The sequence below is a fragment of the Stenotrophomonas muris genome (genome assembly GCF_052751275.1).
Genome location: NZ_CP199879.1, coordinates 3,123,607 through 3,142,919 on the forward strand (window position 1 = coordinate 3,123,607; position 19,313 = coordinate 3,142,919).

Consider the following 19,313-nt stretch of genomic DNA (forward strand, 5'->3'; position numbering starts at 1 on the left):
CAGCACGCTGGGCCGGGATGCTGGTGGTCCTGGCACGGATGCCGAAGCGGTGGATTGCCCCGGTAGCGCCGGGCATGGCCCCGCGCTACCAGAATCAGCCCGACTTGCGCCGGAACAACAGTCCGGACACGGCCAGCATGACGATCGGCGGCAGCGCATAGGCAATGCGGTAATCGAACTTCAGCGCACCGGCCATGCGGCCGAAGAACAGCTGCAGCAGCCAGAAGCCCAGTGCAAACAGGATGCCCAGGAACAGGCGCTTGCCCATGCCGCCGCTACGCAGCGACCCGAACGCGAACGGCACCGCGGCCAGGCACAGCGCCAGCACGTTCACCGGGTAGAACCAGCGGCTCCAGTACACATCCTCGAAATCACGCGCATCCAGCCCGTTGCGCTGGCGGTAGGCAATGCTGGTGCTCAGCTCGGCCACGCTGAGGTTTCGCGGCTTGGCGATGCCGGTGGCCAGCGCCGCCGGATCCAGCTTCGAGTTCCACGGCTCACGCGCCACTTCCTGGCGGGTGGCCGAGCGCTCGCCGAAGGTGTCGCGACGCACCCCGGTCAGCACCCAACCGTCCTTGTCGTGCTCGGCGGTGGCGGCATGGGTCAACGAGGCGATATTGCCGTCTTCGGCGATCCGGTACAGCCGCACGTCACGCAGGATCAGCCGCGTGCCCTTGTCGCCCACCAGCTGTTCCTCGCCGCTCTGGGCGTTGAGGAAGGTGTCGCCTTCGCGTGCCCATAGGCCGGAGTAGCGGGTGGTGGAGATGTCCCGCCCCCACTTGGCACTGGCCTTCAATGCATCGGCACGGTCCTGTCCCCACGGGCCCAGCGTCTCGGCGCTGAGCACCATCACTGCGGTCAGCAGCGACAGCGCGATCGCCACCGACACGCTCAGGCGCTTGCGCGACAGGCCCAGCGCACGCAGGGCGGTCAGCTCCGAGGTCGCGGCCAGCTGGCCCAGACCCATCAGCGCGCCGATCACCGCGGCGGTCGGGAACATCGTGTAGGCGCGGCGCGGCACCGTGTACAGCACCCAGGCGGCGGCATGGCCCAGGGTGTAGCCGTTCTTGCCGATGTCCTTGAACTCGCCGGAGAACGCCATCACCACGTCCAGGCCGACCAGCACCGCCCAGGTCAGCAGCACCGTGGTGAACACCGACTGGCCCAGGTACAGATCGAAACGCATCGGGCGCAGCCTCATGCGCGGGCTCCCTTCGAGCGGCCCAGGCGGCCATCACGTGCATACATCCAGATCGCCAGCGCCAGCAGCGGCACGGTCAACCACCACAGGCCGAGCGCGGCCGGAATCTTGCCGTTGGCGATCCAGCCACTGCCGATGAACATCAGGTTGGTGCCCACCATGTAGGCCATCAGGGCCAGCATCATGCGGCCGTAGCGCTGCTGGCGCGGCGAGCTGCGACCCAGCGGCACGGTCAGCAGGGCGAAGGCCAGCGCGATCAGCGGCGGTGCCAGGCGGCGGTGCAGCTGCGCCTGCGCCTGGGGGCGCTCATCGCCGATCAGCTGCAGGGTCGGCATCAGTTCCGGGTCGTCCTCGGTGCGGGTCTGTGCACCGTCGGGCAGGGCCACGTCGTTGCGGGCAAAGGTCGCCAGCCGGTAATCCAGCGCGCCGGCCACCGGGCCTTCCACCTGGTGGCCATCATCCAGCTCCAGAAAGCGCTGGCGGGTGCCCTCGAAGAACATGCGGCCACCATTGGCGGACACCACTTCCAGGCGGTCATCCTTCTGGCGCTGCAGGAACACCTTGCCCAGCTGGGTGCCATCGGGCGAGATCGAGGACAGGTACACCACGCCGCCATTGGGCAGCGGGGTGAAGCGGCCCGGCTCCAGGCCGGCCATCAGCACGCTGCGGTTGGCCTCGATGATCATCTGCTCGGCCATCCGGCCGGCCCACGGGCCCAGCCACAGCGAGCAGGCGCCGACCAGCAGCACCACCGGCACCACCAGCATCAGCAGTGGCCGCAGCAGCCGCTTGGGCCCCACGCCAATGGCGGTGATGACCGCCATCTCCGAGTCGCGGTAGAGCCGGGCCACGGCCAGCAGCAGGCCCAGCATCAGCGCCAGCGGCAGGATCAGCGGCAGGTAGGCGATGAACTGCAGGCCCAGCTGGGAGAACAGCAGCTTGGCCGGCAGGCGTCCGTCGGCGATGTTGCCGAGGATGTCCACCAGCACGCCGCCCACGCTGACCACCAGCAGGACGATCAGGGTAGCCAGGAAACTCTGGACGAAATCGCCCAGCAGGTATCGGTCGAGCTTCAGCATGGGGCGGTGGTTTAAACTCTGGGGTTCGTTCGCGGTGCCGCCCAGTCTACTGTCTGGGCGTAAACGGCCTGCGATTGTACGGACTCGCCAATGGAATCTGCTCAATGGCCCTCGAATTCACCCTGAACCACGTTGCTCCGGCCGCCGCCACCGTTGATTGCCTGGTGGTCGGCGCGTATGCCGACCATACCCTGACCCCGGCCGCGCAGGCCCTGGACGCCGCCAGCGGTGGCCGCCTGGCCGCCCTGGCCCAGCGTGGCGACCTGTCCGGCAAGACCGGCGCGACCACCCTGCTGCACGACCTGCCGGGCGTGACCGCGCCGCGCGTGCTGGTGGTCGGCCTCGGCGACGCCGCCCGCTTCGGCGTGCCGCAGTACCTGAAGGCCGTGGGCGACGCGGTGCGCGCGCTGAAGGCCGGCGCCGTCCGCAGCGCGCTGTTCACCCTGTCCGAAGTGGCCATCAAGGACCGCGACGCGGCCTGGGCGATCCGCCAGGCAGTGATCGCCGCCGATCACGCCGCCTACCGCTACACCGCCACCCTGGGCAAGAAGAAGGCCGACGATGCCGGCCTGGCCCAGCTGGCCGTGGCCGGTGACGACGCCCAGGCCCTGGCCCAGGGCCAGGCCATCGCCGCCGGTGTCGAGTTCGCCCGCGAGCTGGGCAACCTGCCGCCGAACTATTGCACCCCGGCCTATCTGGCCGACGTGGGCGTGAAGTTCGCCGGCGAGCACGAGGGTGCCGAAGCCGAGATCCTCGACGAGCACCAGATGGAAGCGCTGGGCATGGGCTCGCTGCTGGCCGTGGCCCGCGGTTCGGCCAACCGCCCGCGCCTGGTCGTGCTGAAGTGGAACAATGGCGGCGACGCCAAGCCCTACGTGCTGGTCGGCAAGGGCATCACCTTCGATACCGGTGGCGTCAACCTGAAGACCCAGGGCGGCATCGAAGAGATGAAGTACGACATGTGCGGCGGCGCCAACGTCATCGGCACCTTCGTCGCGGCGGTCAAGGCCAAGCTGCCGCTGAACCTGGTGGTGGTGGTGCCGGCGGTGGAAAACGCCATCGACGGCAACGCCTACCGTCCTTCCGACGTGATCACCTCGATGTCGGGCAAGACCATCGAAGTCGGCAACACCGACGCCGAAGGCCGCCTGATCCTGTGCGACGCGCTGACCTACGCACAGCGCTTCGAGCCGGCCGCGCTGGTCGACGTCGCCACCCTGACCGGTGCCTGCATGGTCGCCCTGGGCCACCAGACCGCCGGCCTGATGAGCAAGCACGACGACCTGGCCAACGAGCTGCTGGCCGCCGGCGAGCACGTGTTCGACCGCGCCTGGCGCCTGCCGCTGTGGGACGAGTACCAGCCGATGCTGGATTCGACCTTCGCCGACGTCTACAACATCGGCGGCCGCTGGGCCGGCGCGATCACCGCCGGCTGCTTCCTGTCGCGCTTCACCGAAGGCCAGCGCTGGGCCCACCTGGACATCGCCGGCGTCGCCAGCGATGAAGGCAAGCGTGGCATGGCCACCGGCCGCCCGGTCGGCCTGCTGAGCCAGTGGCTGCTGGACCAGGTCGCCCGCGCCTGATGCCGTACCCGACCCTGGCCGGCAGACGCCGGCCGGGGCCTCGCCCGGCACTGCCGGGCCCTTGCCTGACCCGGACCCTGCCATGCCCCGCGCCGACTTCTACCTGATCGCCAAGCCCCGCTTCCTGACCGAGCCGTTGCGCCTGGTCTGCGAACTGGCGCGCAAGGCCAACGACGCCGGGCTGTTCACCCTGGTGCTGGCCCGTGACCAGGCCCAGGCCGAGGAACTGGACGAGCTGCTGTGGGCGTTCGACAACGATGCCTACATCCCGCACCAGATTGCCGGCGAAGACATGGACGAGGAAGAGGCCCTGGTGCTGATCGCCGCACCCGGCACCGACGCGCCGGCACGCCCGCTGGTGATCAACCTGCGCGATGAGCCCTGGCTGGGCCAGTGCGAGCGTGTGCTGGAAGTGGTGCCGGCCGATCCGGAAGCGCGCGAACCGCTGCGCGAGCGCTGGCGCCAGTACAAGGCCGCCGGTTACGACCTCAACAAGCACGACATGTGAGCCCGGCGAGGACCCCTTGATGCGCCTGCTGATCGCCCTGATTCTTCCCTGGCTGTCCTTCTTCACCATCGGCCGGCCGCTGGCCGGGATCGTCTGCCTGATCCTGCAGATCACCCTGATCGGCTGGCTGCCCGCCGCCATCTGGGCCGCCTACGCGGTCAGCCAGTACCACACCGACCAGAAGATCCGCCGCGCCCTCGGGTCGCGCTGATCTCCCTTCCGCCTTGATTACCGGTTCCCCCGCATGACCCAACTCGCCTCCAGCTACGACCCGACGTCCTTCGAGACCGACCTCTACGAGGCCTGGGAGAAGGCCGGCCACTTCAAGCCGTCCGGTACGGGCGAGCCGTACACCATCCTGCTGCCACCGCCGAACGTGACCGGCACCCTGCACATGGGCCATGCCTTCCAGCAGACCCTGATGGATGCGCTGGTGCGCTACCACCGCATGCGCGGCTACGACACGCTGTGGCAGGTCGGTACCGACCATGCCGGCATCGCCACCGAAATGGTGGTCAGCCGCAACCTGGCGCTGGAAGGCAAGGGCGAGACCCGCGATTCGCTGGGCCGCGAAGGCTTCATCGGCAAGGTCTGGGAGTGGAAGCAGCAGTCCGGCGACACCATCGAACGCCAGATGCGCCGCCTCGGCACCTCCGCCGACTGGTCGCGCAGCACTTTCACCATGGACCCGCAGCCATCGGCGGCGGTCAACGAGGCCTTCGTGCGCTGGTACGAGCAGGGCCTGATCTACCGCGGCCAGCGCCTGGTGAACTGGGACCCGGTGCTGAAGACCGCCATTTCCGACCTGGAAGTGGAGAGCGCCGAGGAGGACGGCTTCCTGTGGTCGATCGCCTACACGCTGGATGACGGCCTGAGCTACGAACACGTCGAGCGCGATGCCGACGGCGTGGAAACCCTGCGCGAAACCCGCGACTACCTGGTCGTTGCCACCACCCGCCCGGAAACCCTGCTGGGCGATACCGCGGTGATGGTGCACCCGGAAGACGAGCGTTACGCGCACCTGATCGGCAGGAACGTAGTGCTGCCGCTGACCGGGCGCCGCGTGCCGGTGATCGCCGACGACTACGTGGACCGCGCGTTCGGCACCGGCGTGGTCAAGGTCACCCCTGCACATGATTTCAACGACTATGAAGTGGGCGTGCGCCACAGCCTGCCGATGATCAACCTGTTCACCCCGGTGGCGGCGCTGAACGAGAACGCGCCGGAACGCTTCCGGGGCCTGGACCGCTATGAAGCACGCAAGGCCGTGCTGGCCGAGCTGGAAGACCTGGGCATCCTGGTCGAGACCAAGGCGCACAAGCTGCAGGTGCCGCGTGGCGACCGAACCGGCCAGGTGATCGAGCCGTACCTGACCGACCAGTGGTTCGTGAAGATGGACGACCTGGCCAAGCGTGGCCTGGACCTGGTCGAGGACGGAAGCATTGCCTTCGTGCCGCCGAACTGGATCAACACCTACCGCCACTGGATGAACAACATCCAGGACTGGTGCATCAGCCGCCAGCTGTGGTGGGGCCACCGCATCCCGGCGTGGTTCGATGCCGCCACCGGCAGCTGCTACGTCGGTCGCAGCGAAGAGGAAGTGCGGGCCAAGCACAACCTGGGCAGCGAGGTGGTGCTGAACCAGGAAAGCGACGTGCTGGAGACCTGGTTCTCCTCGCAGCTGTGGCCGTTCTCCACCCTGGGCTGGCCGAACGAACAGGCCATGGCCGAGCGCGGCTTCGATCGTTACCTGCCGTCGTCGGTGCTGATCACCGGCTTCGACATCATCTTCTTCTGGGTGGCGCGCATGATCATGGCCACCGACAACCTGGTCGGGAAGATCCCGTTCAAGGACGTGTACTTCACCGGCCTGATCCGCGACGGCCAGGGCCAGAAGATGTCCAAGAGCAAGGGCAACGTGCTCGACCCGCTGGACATCATCGACGGCATCACCATCGACGACCTGGTCGCCAAGCGCACCGGCGGCCTGATGCAGCCGAAGATGGTGGAGAAGATCGAGAAGGCCACCCGCAAGGAATTCCCGGACGGCATTGCTGCCCACGGTGCCGATGCGCTGCGCTTCACCATCGCCGCGCTGGCCACCCACGGCCGCGACATCAAGTTCGACATGAACCGCGCCGAGGGCTACAAGAACTTCTGCAACAAGCTGTGGAACGCCAGCCGCTTCGCGCTGATGAACACCGAAGGTGCGGCGTTCACCGGCGTGCCGACCCCGCGCACCGATGCCGAGCGCTGGATCCTTTCGCGCCTGGCCGCCACCACCGCCGAAGCGCAGGGCCATTTCGCCGCGTACCGCTTCGACCTGCTGGCGCAGTGCCTGTACGAGTTCGCCTGGAACGCGTTCTGCGACTGGTTCCTGGAGCTGAGCAAGCCGGCACTGAACGGTGCCGACGCGGCTGATGCCGAAAGCACCCGCCACACCCTGCTGTACGTGCTGGAAGCGCTGCTGCGCCTGCTGCACCCGCTCACCCCGTTCATCACCGAACAGCTGTGGCAGCAGCTGGCCCCGCGCCTGGGCCTGGCCGAAACCACGCTGTCGCTGCGCCCGTACCCGACCGCCGCCGAATTCGCCGGTGATTTCGCCCAGGCCGAGGCCGACGTGGAATGGCTGAAGGCGGTGATCAGTGCGGTGCGTCGCGTGCGCAGCGAATTGAACGTCGCGCCGTCCAGGCAGGTGCCGCTGCGCCTGCAGGCCGGCCTGGAGCAGGACCGCGTGCGCATCGAACGCTTCAGCGCCTCGCTGTCGTTCCTGCTGAAGCTGGACAGCATCCAGTGGCTGGCCGAGGGCGAAAGCGCACCGCCGGCGGCCGCCGCGATCGTGGGTGAGCTGAAGCTGCTGGTGCCGCTGGAAGGCCTGGTCGATCTCGATGCCGAGCGCGCGCGCCTGGACAAGGAGATCAAGCGCGTGGAAGGCGAGCAGGAAAAGAGCGAAACCAAGCTGGCCAGGTTCACCGACAAGGTGCCACCGGCGGTGGTCGACCAGGAGCGCGTGCGCCTGGTCGACTGGAACACCCAGCTGGCCGGCCTGCGCGAGCAGCGCGCGAAGCTGTAACGCCGCTCTGGTGCGTGCCAACCAAGGTTGGCACCTGCCACGGCAGGGGAGGTTGGCACCTGCCACGGCGGGAGAGGTTGGCACCTACCACGGCGGGAGAGGTTGGCACCCACCGAAGCGGAATCGGAAACGTCGGGCGATGCCCGGCGTTTCCATTTGTCCCGCATGGCATCATCGGCGGATGCCGCTTTCCATCTTCCTGCTCGTCCTCGCTGCCGCGGCGCTGCATGCCAGCTGGAATGCGATCGTCAAGCGCGGCCCGGACAAGTTCCTCGGTACCGTGCTGGTGACCGGCAGTGCCGCGTTGCTGTCGGCCGCCGCCCTGCCCTTCCTGCCCTTCCCGGCCGCGCACAGCTGGCCCTGGCTGGCTGCGTCGGTGCTGCTGCAGGTGACCTACTACGGGCTGGTCGCGCGTTGTTACCAGCAGGTCGACATGAGCCTGGCCTACCCGCTGATGCGTGGCAGCGCGCCGATCCTGGTCGCACTGGCCGGCACCCTGCTCGGTGAGCCATTGCCCGCCGCAGCGTGGCTGGGCGTGGTGCTGGTGAGCACCGGCATCCTGTGCATGGCACTGGGTGCGCGCGGCGGCCAGCTGCGCCTGCCGCTGCTGACAGCGGCGATGATCGCCACCTACACGCTGGTCGATGCGCAGGGTGCGCGCCAGTCCGGCAGCGCGCTCAGCTACACGTTGTGGTTGTTCCTGCTGTCGGGCATCCCGCTGCCGCTGTGGGCGTTGTATAAGCGCGGCGGCGCGGTACTGGACTATGCGCGGCAGCATTGGCCGCTGGGACTGGCCGGTGGCGTCGGCACCACCGCCTCCTATGCGATGGCGTTGTGGGCCATGACCCAGGCGCCGGTGGCAATGATCTCGGCGCTGCGCGAATCCTCGATCCTGTTCGCGCTGCTGATCTCGGTGTTCCTGCTGCGCGAGCGGGTGCCGCGCACGCGCTGGCTGGCAGCGTCGCTCATCGTGGGCGGCGTGCTGGCGTTGCGGCTGGCGTGAGCGACGCATCGGTAGTGCCGGCCGCTGGCCGGCAACCCGTCTGCGTTACAGCGGCGGCATTTCCTGCAGATCGCCGTCGACCAGCTCGATCGCCATCACGACCGCATCCTCGCGGCCCTGTGCAGCCGGGTAGTAGCGCGGGCGGCGGCCGATCTCGTTGAATCCTTCGCTGTGATACAGCGCCAGCGCCGGCGTATTGGACGGACGCACTTCCAGGAAGACGCGCTGTGCGCCACGGTCGGCGGCCAGCTGCACCAGCGCGCGCAGCAGCTGGCGGCCCAGCCCGCGCGACTGTGCCAGCGGATCGATGCAGATGTTCAGCACGTGCGCTTCATCGGCGGCGATGCTGAGCACGCCATAGCCGACCAGCAGGCCATCGCGCTCCATCGCCAGGCCGGGATAGCCGGCACGCAGGCAGTCGATGAAGATGCCGCGGGTCCAGGGAAAAGGGTAGCCGCGCAGTTCGATCGCCATTACCGCATTGAGGTCGCTCTCGCGCAACGCACGCAGGCTGACCGGGCCGGGCCGGGTGACCGCGCTCATGGCGTGCCCCGCTTGCGCAGGGCACGCAGCTGCGGCCACAGCGCACGCTTGGCGGCCGGGTCGTGGCGCAGCTGGTCCAGCGGCCAGCTGTCCATCAACCGCTGCGTAGCCGGGTCGTTCGGGTTGCAGCCGGACGCACGCAGCAGCGCGATCTGCAGGCGATCCGGCAGGCGGACCACCGGCTGGCGCGCGTTGCCGCTGGGCATCGGGCGCTCAGCCGCCGGCACGGTATCCGGGGCACTGACCGGCGTTTCGCGGCGCGGCGGTGCCGGCCGTTCCGGGCGGGCTGCGGGCGCCACCCCGGCATGCTGTTCGCGCGACGGCACGGGGGCCCGCACCGGTTCCGGCGGGGCGACGCTGGCCTCGGCTTCGGCCACGCTCAACTGCAGCGCGGCATCCAGCTCGGCAGCCAGCTGGCCATCGTGATAGACGGTGTAGCCCATGGCCTGCAGCCAGGCCTGCTGGGCCGGTGACCACAGCACGGGCAGGTCCTGGCTCACGCGGCCTCGGGCTTCTTGCGCAGGCGCTGCACGGCCCACATCACCGGGCCGGACAAGGCGTACAGGATGCCGACCGCGAACAGCACGCGCGGCAGGTCGATGACCGCAATGGCGATCGCCACCGGCACCAGTGCCAGCACCAGGAACGGCACGCGGTCCGAACGGGTGCCCTTGGCAGCGCCACCCTTGAAGCTCCAGAAGCGGATGCGGCTGACCATCAGCAGCGCAGCGATGATCGTCACCGCCAGCGCCACGTAGCGCAGCTGGTTGCCGTCCCAGCCCAGGTTGCCATCGGCGAACGCCCAGACGAAGGACATCATCAGGCCCGCTGCTGCCGGGCTGGCCAGGCCGACGAACCAGCGCTTGTCGACCACCGCCACCTGGGTATTGAAGCGGGCCAGGCGCAGCGCCGCGCAGGCCGCATACAGGAAGGCCACGGCCCAGCCGACGCGGCCGAGCAGCGGATCGTCGAACTTCAGCCACGACAGCGACCAGTGGTACATCACCAGCGCCGGGGCCATGCCGAAGCTGACCAGGTCGGCCAGCGAGTCGTACTGCACGCCGAATTCGCTGCTGGTACCGGTCAGGCGCGCCACGCGCCCGTCCAGGCCATCCATCACCGCCGCCACGAACACGGCGATGCTGGCATTGACGAAATCCCCGTTGGCCGCGGCGATGATCGCGTAGAAACCGGCGAACAGGCCGGCGGTGGTGAACAGGTTGGGCAGCAGGTAAATCGTGCGCGAGCGCGGCGGCGGTGTGATCGGGTCCATGGAATCCAGTTTAATCGACTTGCCAGCGGTCGGCGCCAATGCTGCAATCGGCGTTCTGCGCCCATTCCGTGGAGTCTGCCATGCGTGCCCTGTCCTGCCTTGGATGCCTGCTGCTGTTGGCCACTGCCAACGCCGTGGCCGGCCCCGTCTACAAATGGAAGGACGCCCATGGCGTAACCCAGTATTCGGAGACCCCGCCGGCGGGCAAGAAGTTCGAGACCCGCGAGCAGGCCCGCACCCCGCAGGCCGCAGCCGGCACCGAGACCCCGGCCGCGCCGGTCCCTGGGCAGTGCAGCACGGCCCGGGCCAACCTGGCCCTGCTGGACGGTGGTGGCCAGGTGATGCAGGACACCGATGGTGATGGCAAGGCCGATACCCCGTTGACTCCGGAGCAGCACACCGCGCAGAGGGGATTGGCGCAGGCCGCCATCAAGGCGTACTGCCCACCGGCCGGTTAAGGGTATCGGCAGGGCTGCGCCCTGCACCTGCAGAGGCTGCAAGCAACGGCAACGTCAAAAGCGGGCATTCCGTGGAATGGCGGGGCGGTGTCGGATTGCGGGGACGCCGTAAACCCGTCCATGGGGGCTTGGCCGCGGCGTCCATGCCGCGGACACCCCGCAATCCGACACCGCCCCACCCCCGACAGATCCCCGGTGGCCAGTAGATCCACGCGATGCGTGGATCAAATCTGTCGGATCTCGAATTGAATCCGGGGTCAGAGCCGTTTTCCTGCGGAAAACGGCTCTGACCCCAGGAGCCATTCCGACAGCTCGCAGGAAACTGTCGAAGGCGGGGTGGGTCCGGCGGCAGGGGTGTGAGCGCCATGGGCCCGAGGCATGCCTCGGGCGGGTTGGGCAGGACGCTCAACACCGGTCTTGCCGTGTGCGCAGGACAGCGCACACGAGCAAGCCGCGACCAAGCCCCCAGGGATGGGTTCACGGCGTCCCCTGCCGCCGGACCCACCCCGCCATCTCCCAGGAAACCCGTTTTTGCTGTTGCTGTTGCTGTTGACGTTGCTTGAGGCGGGTGCAGGGCGCAGCCCTGCCGATACCCCTCCCCCCGGCCGGGCTGGCAGAATAGAGGTCTCTGCCGTTATCCGAAGCCGACGATGCGCCTCTCCCAGTTCCACCTGCACACCACCAAGGAAACCCCCAGCGACGCCGAGCTGACCAGCCATCGGCTGATGCTGCGCGCGGGCATGATCCGCAAGCTGGCATCGGGCCTGTACACCTGGTCGCCGCTGGGCCTGCGCGTGCTGCGCAAGGTCGAGCGCATCGTGCGCGAGGAAATGGACCGGGCCGGTGCCGTGGAATTCCAGATCCCGACCATCCAGCCGAAGGAACTGTGGGAGCAGACCGGCCGCTGGCAGAAGTTCGGCCCGCAGCTGCTGAAGATCAAGGACCGCAAGGACCAGGTGTTCTGCTACAGCCCGACCGCCGAAGAAGCCGCCTGCGACTTCGCGCGCAGCGAGCTGTCCAGCTACAAGCAGCTGCCGGTGAACTTCTACCAGGTGCAGACCAAGTTCCGCGACGAGATCCGCCCCCGCTTCGGCGTGATGCGCTCGCGCGAGTTCCTGATGAAGGACGCCTATTCGTTCCACCTGCACGATGAGTGCCTGGTGCGCGAATACGAGAACATGAAGTCGGCCTACAGCCGCATCTTCACCCGCCTCGGCCTGGATTTCCGCATGGTGCAGGCGGACTCCGGTGCCATCGGCGGTGATGCGTCGCAGGAATTCCACGTCATCGCCGATTCCGGCGAGGACGCGCTGGTGTTCTCCACCGGCTCGGACTACGCAGCCAACATGGAAGCGGCGATTGCCGCCGACCCGGCGCCGCGTGCGGCCGCCACCGAAACGATGCGCAAGGTGGATACCCCCACCCAGAAGACCTGCGAGGACGTCGCGGCGCTGCTCGGCATCGACCTGCAGCGCACGGTGAAGTCGGTGGCGCTGATCGCCGGCGAAGGCAAGGCACAGCAGTTCGTGCTGGCGCTGGTGCGTGGCGACCATGAGGTCAACGAGATCAAGCTGGCCAAGGTCGCCGGCCTGGACGAGCAGCGCTTCGCCAGCGAGGCGGAAATCGCCGAGCACCTGGGCAGCGTGCCGGGCTTCCTTGGCCCGGTCGCCCCGGCCAAGGCCATCCGCGTGGTCGCCGATCGCGAAGTGGCGGCGATGGCCGACTTCGTCGTCGGCGCCAACGAAGCCGGTTTCCACCTGGCCGGCGTCAACTGGGGCCGCGACCTGCCGGAACCGGAAGTGGCCGACATCCGCAACGTGCGGGCCGGCGACCGTGCCGTGGACGGCGGTGAACTGAAGATCGCACGTGGCATCGAAGTCGGCCATGTGTTCCAGCTCGGCCGCAAGTACGCCGAAGCGCTGGATGCCACCGTGCTGGACGAGAACGGCAAGGCCGCGGTGATGGCGATGGGGTGCTACGGCATCGGCATCTCGCGTGTGGTGGCTGCCGCGATCGAACAGAACCATGACGATGCCGGCATCATCTGGCCGGACGCGATGGCGCCGTGGCAGGTGGTGGTGTGCGTGATCAACCCGAAGGGCGATGCGGCCGTGGCCGACGCCGCTGCCAACCTGCTGCAGGAGCTGCGCGAGGCGGGCCTGGACGCTGCACTCGACGACCGCGGCCTGCGTCCGGGCGCGATGTTCGCCGACATGGAGCTGATCGGTATTCCGCATCGCGTGGTGGTCAGCGAACGCGGCCTGGCCGCTGGCACCTACGAGTACCGCTCGCGCCGCGCCAGCGACGCGGAGAACCTGGACAAGGCCTCCCTGCTGCAGCGTCTGCAGGGCTGATCAGGAAAAGACCGGGGCCTGCCCCGGTCTTTTTTTTTGCCCGCGCCCTTCCCCGATATTGCAGCGGACATAATCCGGTCAAAATCACCGGGATGGCGTCTGCATGCCGCCACGCCATGACCCGCCTGCATTTGTGCTGTGATTAATTCATCTCTATTCTGTCCGCCGACGCCATGGACTGGCTTGTCCCGTCCACACATTAGTTTCCGGAGTAACCGTAAATGAGCATTGACCTGACCGGCCTGTCAGCACGCGAGCTGGGCGCCCTGATCCGTACCGCCAAGAAGCAGCAGACCATCGTCGCCAAGCGCCGGCCGATCACCAAGGTCCGGGCCCAGCTGACCAAGCTGGCCAAGACCGAGGGTTACACCATCGAAGAACTGTTCGGCAGCGCCCCGGCCACGCGTGCCCGCAAGGCCGCCCCGGCCGCCAAGGCCCCGTCGAAGACCGCCGGCCGCAAGCTGGGCAAGGTTGCACCGAAGTACCGCAACCCGGCCAATCCGAAGGAAACCTGGACCGGCCGTGGCAAGCAGCCGCGCTGGATGGCTGAACTGACCGCCAAGGGCAACAAGAAGCCGGAAGATTTCCTGATCAAGAAGGCCTGAGGCCGGGATCAGGTTGGAATGAAAGACGCCGGCGGACGCCGGCGTTTTTCATTCTCCGGTGTGTGGACCGGGGTCCACACCCACCGACATCATCACAGGGTCTTGCGAGCGGGCATCAGCAGGTTGCCGAACAGCAGGCCGGCGACCAGCGCCATCACCACGTTGAGCACGGTGAGGAACACGCTCTGGCCGGCGCCGACATCCTGTTGCTGGACCAGGGTCAGCACGCCGCGCAGGCTGGTGCTGCCGGGCACCATCATGATGATGCCGGGCAGGCGGATGATCGCGCCCGGACGCCCGACCAGGCGACCGAACAGATTGCCGCCCGCGGTCAGCAGCATCGCCGACAGGAAGATGCCGGCCGGCGCGCCCCAGGCATGGCCGCCGAACTTGGAGATCGCATAACCGGCTACCGAGGCGGCGATCACCCACGGGTAATCGCGCCGGTTGGCCTTGAACAGCATCGCGAACGCAAAGGCCGCGGTCAGCAGCGAACCCCACTCCACCCACGGCCCCTGCGGCCGCGTGGCGCGGATCACCGGATCCAGCCCGAGCACGTCGGCCAGGGTCACCGCGATCATCGCGCCGACGCTGAGCTTCATGATGGTGGTCAGCGCGCCGGCAAAGCGCGCGGTGCCCGACACCCAGTGCTGGCTGGCCAGCTCATTGACCGCATTGGTCAGCGACATGCCGGGCAGCAGCACCACCAGCGAGGCGATGATCACCGTATTGAGGTTGAGCGCGCCAATGAAGGACGCCACCAGGGTGGCGACCATGCCGGCCAGCAGCGCCGCCAGCGCCTCGGCCGCTTCGCGGGTGGCCGGGCGGCGGTCGGTGACCATGCCGAGCAGGCCGATCATCAGGCCGATGACACCGGCGGTGGCGATGTCCAGCCACGGCAGCTTCCACATGCCGGCCACGCCGGCCGCGCCGAGGGTGAATGACAGGATGGTGCGCAGCTTGCCGCGCCGGCCCGGATCCTTGTCCAGCTGGCGCAGCGCGGTATGGCCCTGGGCGATGCTCATCCGCCCGTTGGACACTTCTTCGGCGATATGGTCGGCGACGCTGAGCTTGTGCAGGTCGTTCTCACCGGGCGCCAGGCGGATCACGCGGGTGATGTCGCTGGAGCCGATCGCCTGCGCCGGATCGCTGAAGCTGAGGATGATACCGGTGGGATTCGACCACGGTTCACAATCCAGATCGAGCTGGCGGGCCAGTGCCACCACCGCCGTTTCCAGGCGCTGGGCCGTGGTGCCATAGCTGTGCAGGCGTCCGGCGATCTCGGAAACAAAGGCCACGCGCTGTGCGTAGGTGGCCTGGGGCGTGGGGATCGTGTGAGCGTCTGCGGACATGCGCCGTAGTATTACCTACGCTGGGGCCCACCGGAGAAATTCATCCGAGTTCGACGCGAAGCCCGATACAGAACGGTTATGCTGCGACCCGAATGGCCCACGTCACCCCGAACCTCGCCCCCCAGCTCGAACAGGATGCCCATGACCCGGGCCTGATCCACCTGTCCGGCACCTGGACCTTGAAGACCGCGCTGGCCGCGGCCGAGGTCCTGCACGGCGTTCCCGACAAGCTGACCGGCATCGATGCCACCGGCATCGAGCAGCTGGATTCGGCCGGCGTGCTGCAGGTGCTGCGCGTGGCCCACCGTGCCGATCTGCACGAAGACGCACTGCAGTTCCGCGCGGACCACCAGGCGCTGGTGTGCACCATCGAGGAAGTGGCCGACGACCGCCCCAAGCCCAAGCGCGATTTCGGCGTGCTGGCCGCGCTGGAACGGCTGGGTGTCAGCGTCCACGCCACTGGCCACAACATCAAGGCGCTGTGCAGTTTCCTCGGCGAGAACCTGGTCAAGGCGGCCCGGCTGGTCAAGGAACCCCGCCGCTTCCGGCTGACCGCCACCGTGCACCAGATGGAGCAGGTGGGGCTGGATGCGGTACCGCTGGTGGCGCTGCTGTCCTACCTGGTGGGTGCGGTGATCGCATTCCTCGGCTCGACCATCCTGCGCGACTTCGGCGCCGAGATCTACGTGGTCGAGCTGGTCAACATCGCCTTCCTGCGCGAGTTCGCGGTACTGCTGACCGCGATCGTGCTGGCCGGCCGCACCGCCAGTGCGTTCACCGCGCAGATTGGTGCGATGAAGGCACGCGAGGAGATCGATGCAATGCGCACGCTGGGCCTGGACCCGGTCGACCTGCTGGTGCTGCCGCGACTGCTGGCGCTGCTGGTCACCCTGCCCTTGCTGACCTTCATCGCGATGATCGCGGGCCTGGCCGGCGGCATCACCGTCGGCGCGTTCGACCTCGACATCCCGCCGCAGATGTACATCGCGCGCATGCACGAGACGATGGAAGTGCGGCACCTGCTGGTCGGCCTGTCCAAGGCACCCGTGTTCGCGCTGGTGATCGGCCTGATCGGCTGCCTGGAAGGACTGAAGGTCGAGGGTACCGCGCAGTCGGTCGGCGAGCGCACCACCTCCAGCGTGGTGCAGACGATCTCGCTGGTGATCATCATCGACGCCTTCGCGGCGTTGTGGTTCATGCACATGGACTGGTGACATGAGCACATCCGCCCTCCCCGACTCCATCGACATGCGCGACGACCAGGGCCACGAACTGGCCATCCGCGTGCGTGGCCTGGTCAACCGCTTCGGCAGCCAGACCGTGCACGAAGACCTGGATCTGGATGTGCGCCGCGGCGAAATCCTGGGCGTGGTCGGCGGCTCCGGTACCGGCAAATCGGTGCTGATGCGCTCGATCCTGGGCCTGCGCGTGCCCGATGCCGGGCAGATCGAAGTACTCGGCCGCGACGCGCGGGCCGACGACGCCGAGAGCCGCCTGCACATCGAGCGCAACACCGGCGTGTTGTTCCAGGACGGCGCCCTGTTCTCCTCGCTGACCGTGGGCGAGAACGTGCAGGTGCCGCTGAAGGAACACCATCGCGAGCTGCCCGAGCGCTGGCACTACGAACTGGCGCTGCTGAAAGTGAAGCTGGCCGGCCTGCCCGCCGATGCGATCAACAAGCTGCCCTCACAGCTGTCCGGCGGCATGCGCAAGCGCGCCGGCCTGGCCCGGGCACTGGCGCTGGATCCGCCATTGCTGTTCCTGGACGAACCCACCGCCGGCCTCGACCCGATCGGCGCGGCCGCGTTCGACCGCCTGATCAAGACTCTGCAGGAAGCGCTGGGGCTGACCGTGTTCCTGATCACCCACGACCTGGACACGCTGTACGCGATCTGCGACCGGGTCGCGGTGATCGCCGACCGCAGGGTGGTGGCCAACGCACCCTTGCCTGACATCGAGAAACTGGATCATCCGTGGATCCAGGAATACTTCCACGGACCCCGCGCGCGCGCCGCGCGTGGCGAACAGATCGAGAGTGCCTGAGCCATGGAAACCAAAGCCAACTACGTGCTGATCGGCGCGTTCACCCTGATCACCGGCCTGGCCCTGCTGGCCTTCGGCCTGTGGGCCGCCAAATACTCCTCCGACCGTACCTGGCAGGAGTACCGCGTGGTGTTCCGCGAAGCGGTGACCGGCCTGTCGGTGGGCAGCCCGGTGCAGTACAACGGCATCGCGGTGGGCTCGATCACCGAACTGAACCTGGTGCCGGACGACCCGCGCCAGGTAGTCGCGCGCATCCGCCTGAACTCCAACACGCCGGTCAAGACCGATACCCGCGCCAAGCTGGCGATCACCAGCCTGACCGGCCCGTCGATCATCCAGCTCAGCGGCGGCACGCCGCAGTCGCCGGCGCTGACCACGGTCAACAAGGACCCGGCACCGATCATCCCGACCACGCCCTCTGCGCTGCAGAACATCACCGACGTCGCCAACCGCATCGTCGAGCGCATGGACCAGATCCTCAGCGACCGCAACGTGGCCTCGATCAACGCGACGCTGGCCAACCTGGAGACGATCAGCGGCGGCCTGGCCGACCGTGACCAGGGCACGCAGGCGCTGCTGCTCAGCGCGCGCGATGCCGCCCGCAGCCTGGACACCACGCTGAAGACCACCAACGGCACCATCGAGCGCCTGGACAGGAACCTGGTGCAGCAGCTGCCTGGCATCATCGACAAGCTCGACGCGACCCTGGCCAAGCTCGACTCGGCCGCCGGCAACGCCGATTCGATCCTTGGCGAGAACCGCGCCGCGATCAACAGCTTCGCCAACGATGGCCTCGGCCAGCTGGGCCCGACGCTGACCGAACTGCGCGGCCTGATCCGCGACCTGCGCCGGGTCAGCGACCGCCTCGAGAACAACCCCGCGCGCTACCTGCTGGGCCGCGACGCACCGAAGGAGTTCGAACCCAAATGAGCCCGACCACCCTTCCGCGCCTGCTGCTGGCCGCTTCGATGGTCACCCTGCTGGGGGGCTGCTCCATCCTCGGCAGCAGCGAGAAAACCGCGGTGACGCTGTACTCGCCGTCCGTGCAGGTCAAGGCGGACCCGGCGTGGCCGCAGGCCAGCTGGCAGCTGGTACTGGCCAAGCCCAGCGCCGCGCGCATGGTCGACAGCCCGCGCATCAATGTGCGGCCGACACCGTCGCAGCTTGAGATCTACAAGGGCGCCAGCTGGGCGCAGCCGGCCACCGACATGATCGAGGACACCCTGCTGCGTGGCTTCGAGGATTCCGGCCGCATCCGCGGCGTGGCCCGCAGCACCGCCGGCATCCGCGCCGACTACAAGCTGTCCACCGATGTGCGCCGCTTCGAATCGGATTACCAGGGCCAGGCCACGCCCACCGTGGTGATCGAGGTCAACGCCAAGCTGATCCATGTCGCCGACCAGCGTGTGGTCGCTGACCGCACCTTCCGCCAGGCGCAGCCGGTCGGCAGCACCGACGTACCGGCGGTGACCGCCGCGTTCGAGCGTGGCCTGCAGCAGCTGGCGCAGGACGTGGTGGGCTGGACGCTGCAGAGCGGGCAGGCCGACCAGCCGACCGTTGCGCGCTGATCGCAGCATTCGCCGGGCATGTGGTTACGGGGTCAGGTCCCTTTCCGGCCGGAAAGGGATCTGACCCCTTCTTCGTCAACGCGGCGAAATCCAACGGAAGGTCAGGTTGATCCGCTCGCCGTGCACCCGCGCCATTTTCGGCAGCGCGTGCTGGTAGAAGCGCTGGGTCTGTCCGGCCATCAGCAGCAGGTCGCCGTGGCCCAGCACGAATTCAGCCTTGCGTGCCGGGTCCTCGCGGCGTCGCAGCAGGAATCGGCGCGCCGCGCCCAGGCTCAGCGAAGCGATCACCGGGGCCGGACCCAGCTCCGGCTCGTCATCGCTGTGCCAGCCCATGTAGTCACCGCCACCGCGGTAGCGGTTCAGCAGCACGCTGTTGAAGCGGCCGTGGCCTTCGGCTTCCAGGCGCCCGCGCATGGCCTGCAACACCGGCGGCCAGGGGCGCGGCACGAACTCGGCACCGGAATAGCGATAGCGGGCCTGCGGGTCGCCGATCCAGCAGCTCAGCCGCGGCGAGTCCACCCAGTTGCCGAACATGCGGATGCGATGGGTTTCCCAGGGCACTTCGGCCTGCAGCGAATACAGGAGCTGGTCGGCCTCGGCCGCAGCCAGCCATCCCGGCAGGTGCAGGACATCGGCATCGGGCAGGTCGTGGGGGAACAGCATGGTCACA

Annotated in this window: 19 protein-coding genes; 12 read left to right on the forward strand and 7 right to left on the reverse strand. The window is 68.1% G+C overall.

All coding sequences use genetic code 11. The annotated features are described in order from the left end of the window. Nucleotides 1-94 precede the first annotated feature (94 nt). Together lptG and lptF are read right to left on the reverse strand one after the other, a co-directional pair. Complete coding sequence (gene lptG / locus ACUVWL_RS14590) at nucleotides 95-1,201, reverse strand: LPS export ABC transporter permease LptG (RefSeq protein ID WP_032962258.1); 1,107 nt, start codon at nucleotides 1,199-1,201, stop codon at nucleotides 95-97. Further along, the gene (gene lptF, locus ACUVWL_RS14595) at nucleotides 1,198-2,280 is read right to left on the reverse strand and encodes an LPS export ABC transporter permease LptF (RefSeq protein ID WP_032962260.1); all 1,083 of its coding nucleotides are present in this window, start codon (nucleotides 2,278-2,280) and stop codon (nucleotides 1,198-1,200) included. The genes lptG and lptF overlap by 4 nt, the downstream gene beginning before the upstream one ends. 104 nt (nucleotides 2,281-2,384) lie before the next feature. Between lptF and ACUVWL_RS14600 the strand changes: the two genes are divergently transcribed. The 5 genes from ACUVWL_RS14600 (at nucleotide 2,385) to ACUVWL_RS14620 (ending at nucleotide 8,447) form a co-directional block, all read left to right on the forward strand. Further along, the gene (locus tag ACUVWL_RS14600; RefSeq protein ID WP_075076732.1) at nucleotides 2,385-3,863 is read left to right on the forward strand and encodes a leucyl aminopeptidase; all 1,479 of its coding nucleotides are present in this window, start codon (nucleotides 2,385-2,387) and stop codon (nucleotides 3,861-3,863) included. Between the two features lie 82 nt (nucleotides 3,864-3,945). After that, complete coding sequence (locus tag ACUVWL_RS14605) at nucleotides 3,946-4,371, forward strand: DNA polymerase III subunit chi (RefSeq protein WP_111206579.1); 426 nt, start codon at nucleotides 3,946-3,948, stop codon at nucleotides 4,369-4,371. A 19-nt stretch (nucleotides 4,372-4,390) separates the two neighbouring features. Beyond that, a complete protein-coding gene (locus ACUVWL_RS14610; RefSeq protein ID WP_014035920.1) occupies nucleotides 4,391-4,582 on the forward strand; it encodes a YqaE/Pmp3 family membrane protein in 192 nt (63 codons plus the stop codon). Nucleotides 4,583-4,615: 33 nt separating this feature from the next. Beyond that, on the forward strand, nucleotides 4,616-7,444 hold the full coding sequence (locus ACUVWL_RS14615) for a valine--tRNA ligase (RefSeq protein ID WP_032962264.1): 2,829 nt from the start codon (nucleotides 4,616-4,618) through the stop codon (nucleotides 7,442-7,444). A gap of 181 nt (nucleotides 7,445-7,625) precedes the next feature. Continuing rightward, nucleotides 7,626-8,447, forward strand: coding sequence for an EamA family transporter (locus tag ACUVWL_RS14620; protein ID WP_262092963.1), 822 nt, complete (start codon nucleotides 7,626-7,628; stop codon nucleotides 8,445-8,447). Nucleotides 8,448-8,492: 45 nt separating this feature from the next. Here the strand turns inward: ACUVWL_RS14620 and rimI are convergent, their stop codons facing one another. Genes rimI through pssA form a run of 3 tightly spaced genes read right to left on the reverse strand, consistent with a single transcriptional unit; the run spans nucleotide 8,493 to nucleotide 10,263 of the window. Next, nucleotides 8,493-8,990, reverse strand: coding sequence for a ribosomal protein S18-alanine N-acetyltransferase (gene rimI / locus ACUVWL_RS14625; protein ID WP_014645873.1), 498 nt, complete (start codon nucleotides 8,988-8,990; stop codon nucleotides 8,493-8,495). Then, complete coding sequence (locus ACUVWL_RS14630) at nucleotides 8,987-9,490, reverse strand: hypothetical protein (protein ID WP_014645872.1); 504 nt, start codon at nucleotides 9,488-9,490, stop codon at nucleotides 8,987-8,989. Before ACUVWL_RS14630 ends, rimI begins: the two co-directional genes overlap by 4 nt. Then, nucleotides 9,487-10,263 carry a CDP-diacylglycerol--serine O-phosphatidyltransferase gene (gene pssA / locus ACUVWL_RS14635; RefSeq protein WP_005415206.1) on the reverse strand — a complete coding sequence of 259 codons (777 nt, stop codon included), beginning with the start codon at nucleotides 10,261-10,263 and terminating at the stop codon, nucleotides 9,487-9,489. Before pssA ends, ACUVWL_RS14630 begins: the two co-directional genes overlap by 4 nt. An 80-nt stretch (nucleotides 10,264-10,343) precedes the next feature. Here pssA and ACUVWL_RS14640 point away from each other — a divergent pair, with 80 nt between their 5' ends. The 3 genes from ACUVWL_RS14640 to ACUVWL_RS14650 all read left to right on the forward strand — a co-directional run bounded on the left by ACUVWL_RS14640 (nucleotide 10,344) and on the right by ACUVWL_RS14650 (nucleotide 13,680). Further along, the gene (locus ACUVWL_RS14640) at nucleotides 10,344-10,721 is read left to right on the forward strand and encodes a DUF4124 domain-containing protein (protein ID WP_329768584.1); all 378 of its coding nucleotides are present in this window, start codon (nucleotides 10,344-10,346) and stop codon (nucleotides 10,719-10,721) included. Nucleotides 10,722-11,371: 650 nt separating this feature from the next. Further along, complete coding sequence (locus tag ACUVWL_RS14645) at nucleotides 11,372-13,075, forward strand: proline--tRNA ligase (protein ID WP_014645869.1); 1,704 nt, start codon at nucleotides 11,372-11,374, stop codon at nucleotides 13,073-13,075. A gap of 221 nt (nucleotides 13,076-13,296) precedes the next feature. Next, nucleotides 13,297-13,680: an H-NS histone family protein gene (locus ACUVWL_RS14650; protein WP_010480700.1), complete on the forward strand. Its 384-nt coding sequence runs from the start codon at nucleotides 13,297-13,299 to the stop codon at nucleotides 13,678-13,680. Nucleotides 13,681-13,772: 92 nt separating this feature from the next. On the opposite strand, the gene ACUVWL_RS14655 is transcribed toward ACUVWL_RS14650, so the two are convergent. Continuing rightward, nucleotides 13,773-15,032, reverse strand: a complete 1,260-nt coding sequence (locus tag ACUVWL_RS14655; protein ID WP_014645868.1) for a threonine/serine ThrE exporter family protein — start codon at nucleotides 15,030-15,032, stop codon at nucleotides 13,773-13,775. A gap of 92 nt (nucleotides 15,033-15,124) precedes the next feature. Between ACUVWL_RS14655 and ACUVWL_RS14660 the strand changes: the two genes are divergently transcribed. The 4 genes from ACUVWL_RS14660 to ACUVWL_RS14675 are packed head-to-tail and all read left to right on the forward strand — an operon-like array spanning nucleotide 15,125 to nucleotide 18,643. Continuing rightward, a complete protein-coding gene (locus ACUVWL_RS14660; RefSeq protein WP_014645867.1) occupies nucleotides 15,125-16,246 on the forward strand; it encodes an MlaE family ABC transporter permease in 1,122 nt (373 codons plus the stop codon). 1 nt (nucleotide 16,247) lies between these two features. After that, nucleotides 16,248-17,075 carry an ABC transporter ATP-binding protein gene (locus ACUVWL_RS14665; RefSeq protein ID WP_046428302.1) on the forward strand — a complete coding sequence of 276 codons (828 nt, stop codon included), beginning with the start codon at nucleotides 16,248-16,250 and terminating at the stop codon, nucleotides 17,073-17,075. A gap of 3 nt (nucleotides 17,076-17,078) precedes the next feature. Beyond that, nucleotides 17,079-18,005: an MlaD family protein gene (locus ACUVWL_RS14670; protein ID WP_014645865.1), complete on the forward strand. Its 927-nt coding sequence runs from the start codon at nucleotides 17,079-17,081 to the stop codon at nucleotides 18,003-18,005. After that, nucleotides 18,002-18,643: an ABC-type transport auxiliary lipoprotein family protein gene (locus tag ACUVWL_RS14675; protein WP_014645864.1), complete on the forward strand. Its 642-nt coding sequence runs from the start codon at nucleotides 18,002-18,004 to the stop codon at nucleotides 18,641-18,643. Before ACUVWL_RS14670 ends, ACUVWL_RS14675 begins: the two co-directional genes overlap by 4 nt. A 75-nt stretch (nucleotides 18,644-18,718) precedes the next feature. On the opposite strand, the gene ACUVWL_RS14680 is transcribed toward ACUVWL_RS14675, so the two are convergent. Beyond that, on the reverse strand, nucleotides 18,719-19,306 hold the full coding sequence (locus ACUVWL_RS14680) for an alpha-ketoglutarate-dependent dioxygenase AlkB family protein (protein ID WP_032957923.1): 588 nt from the start codon (nucleotides 19,304-19,306) through the stop codon (nucleotides 18,719-18,721). Nucleotides 19,307-19,313: the final 7 nt, after the last annotated feature.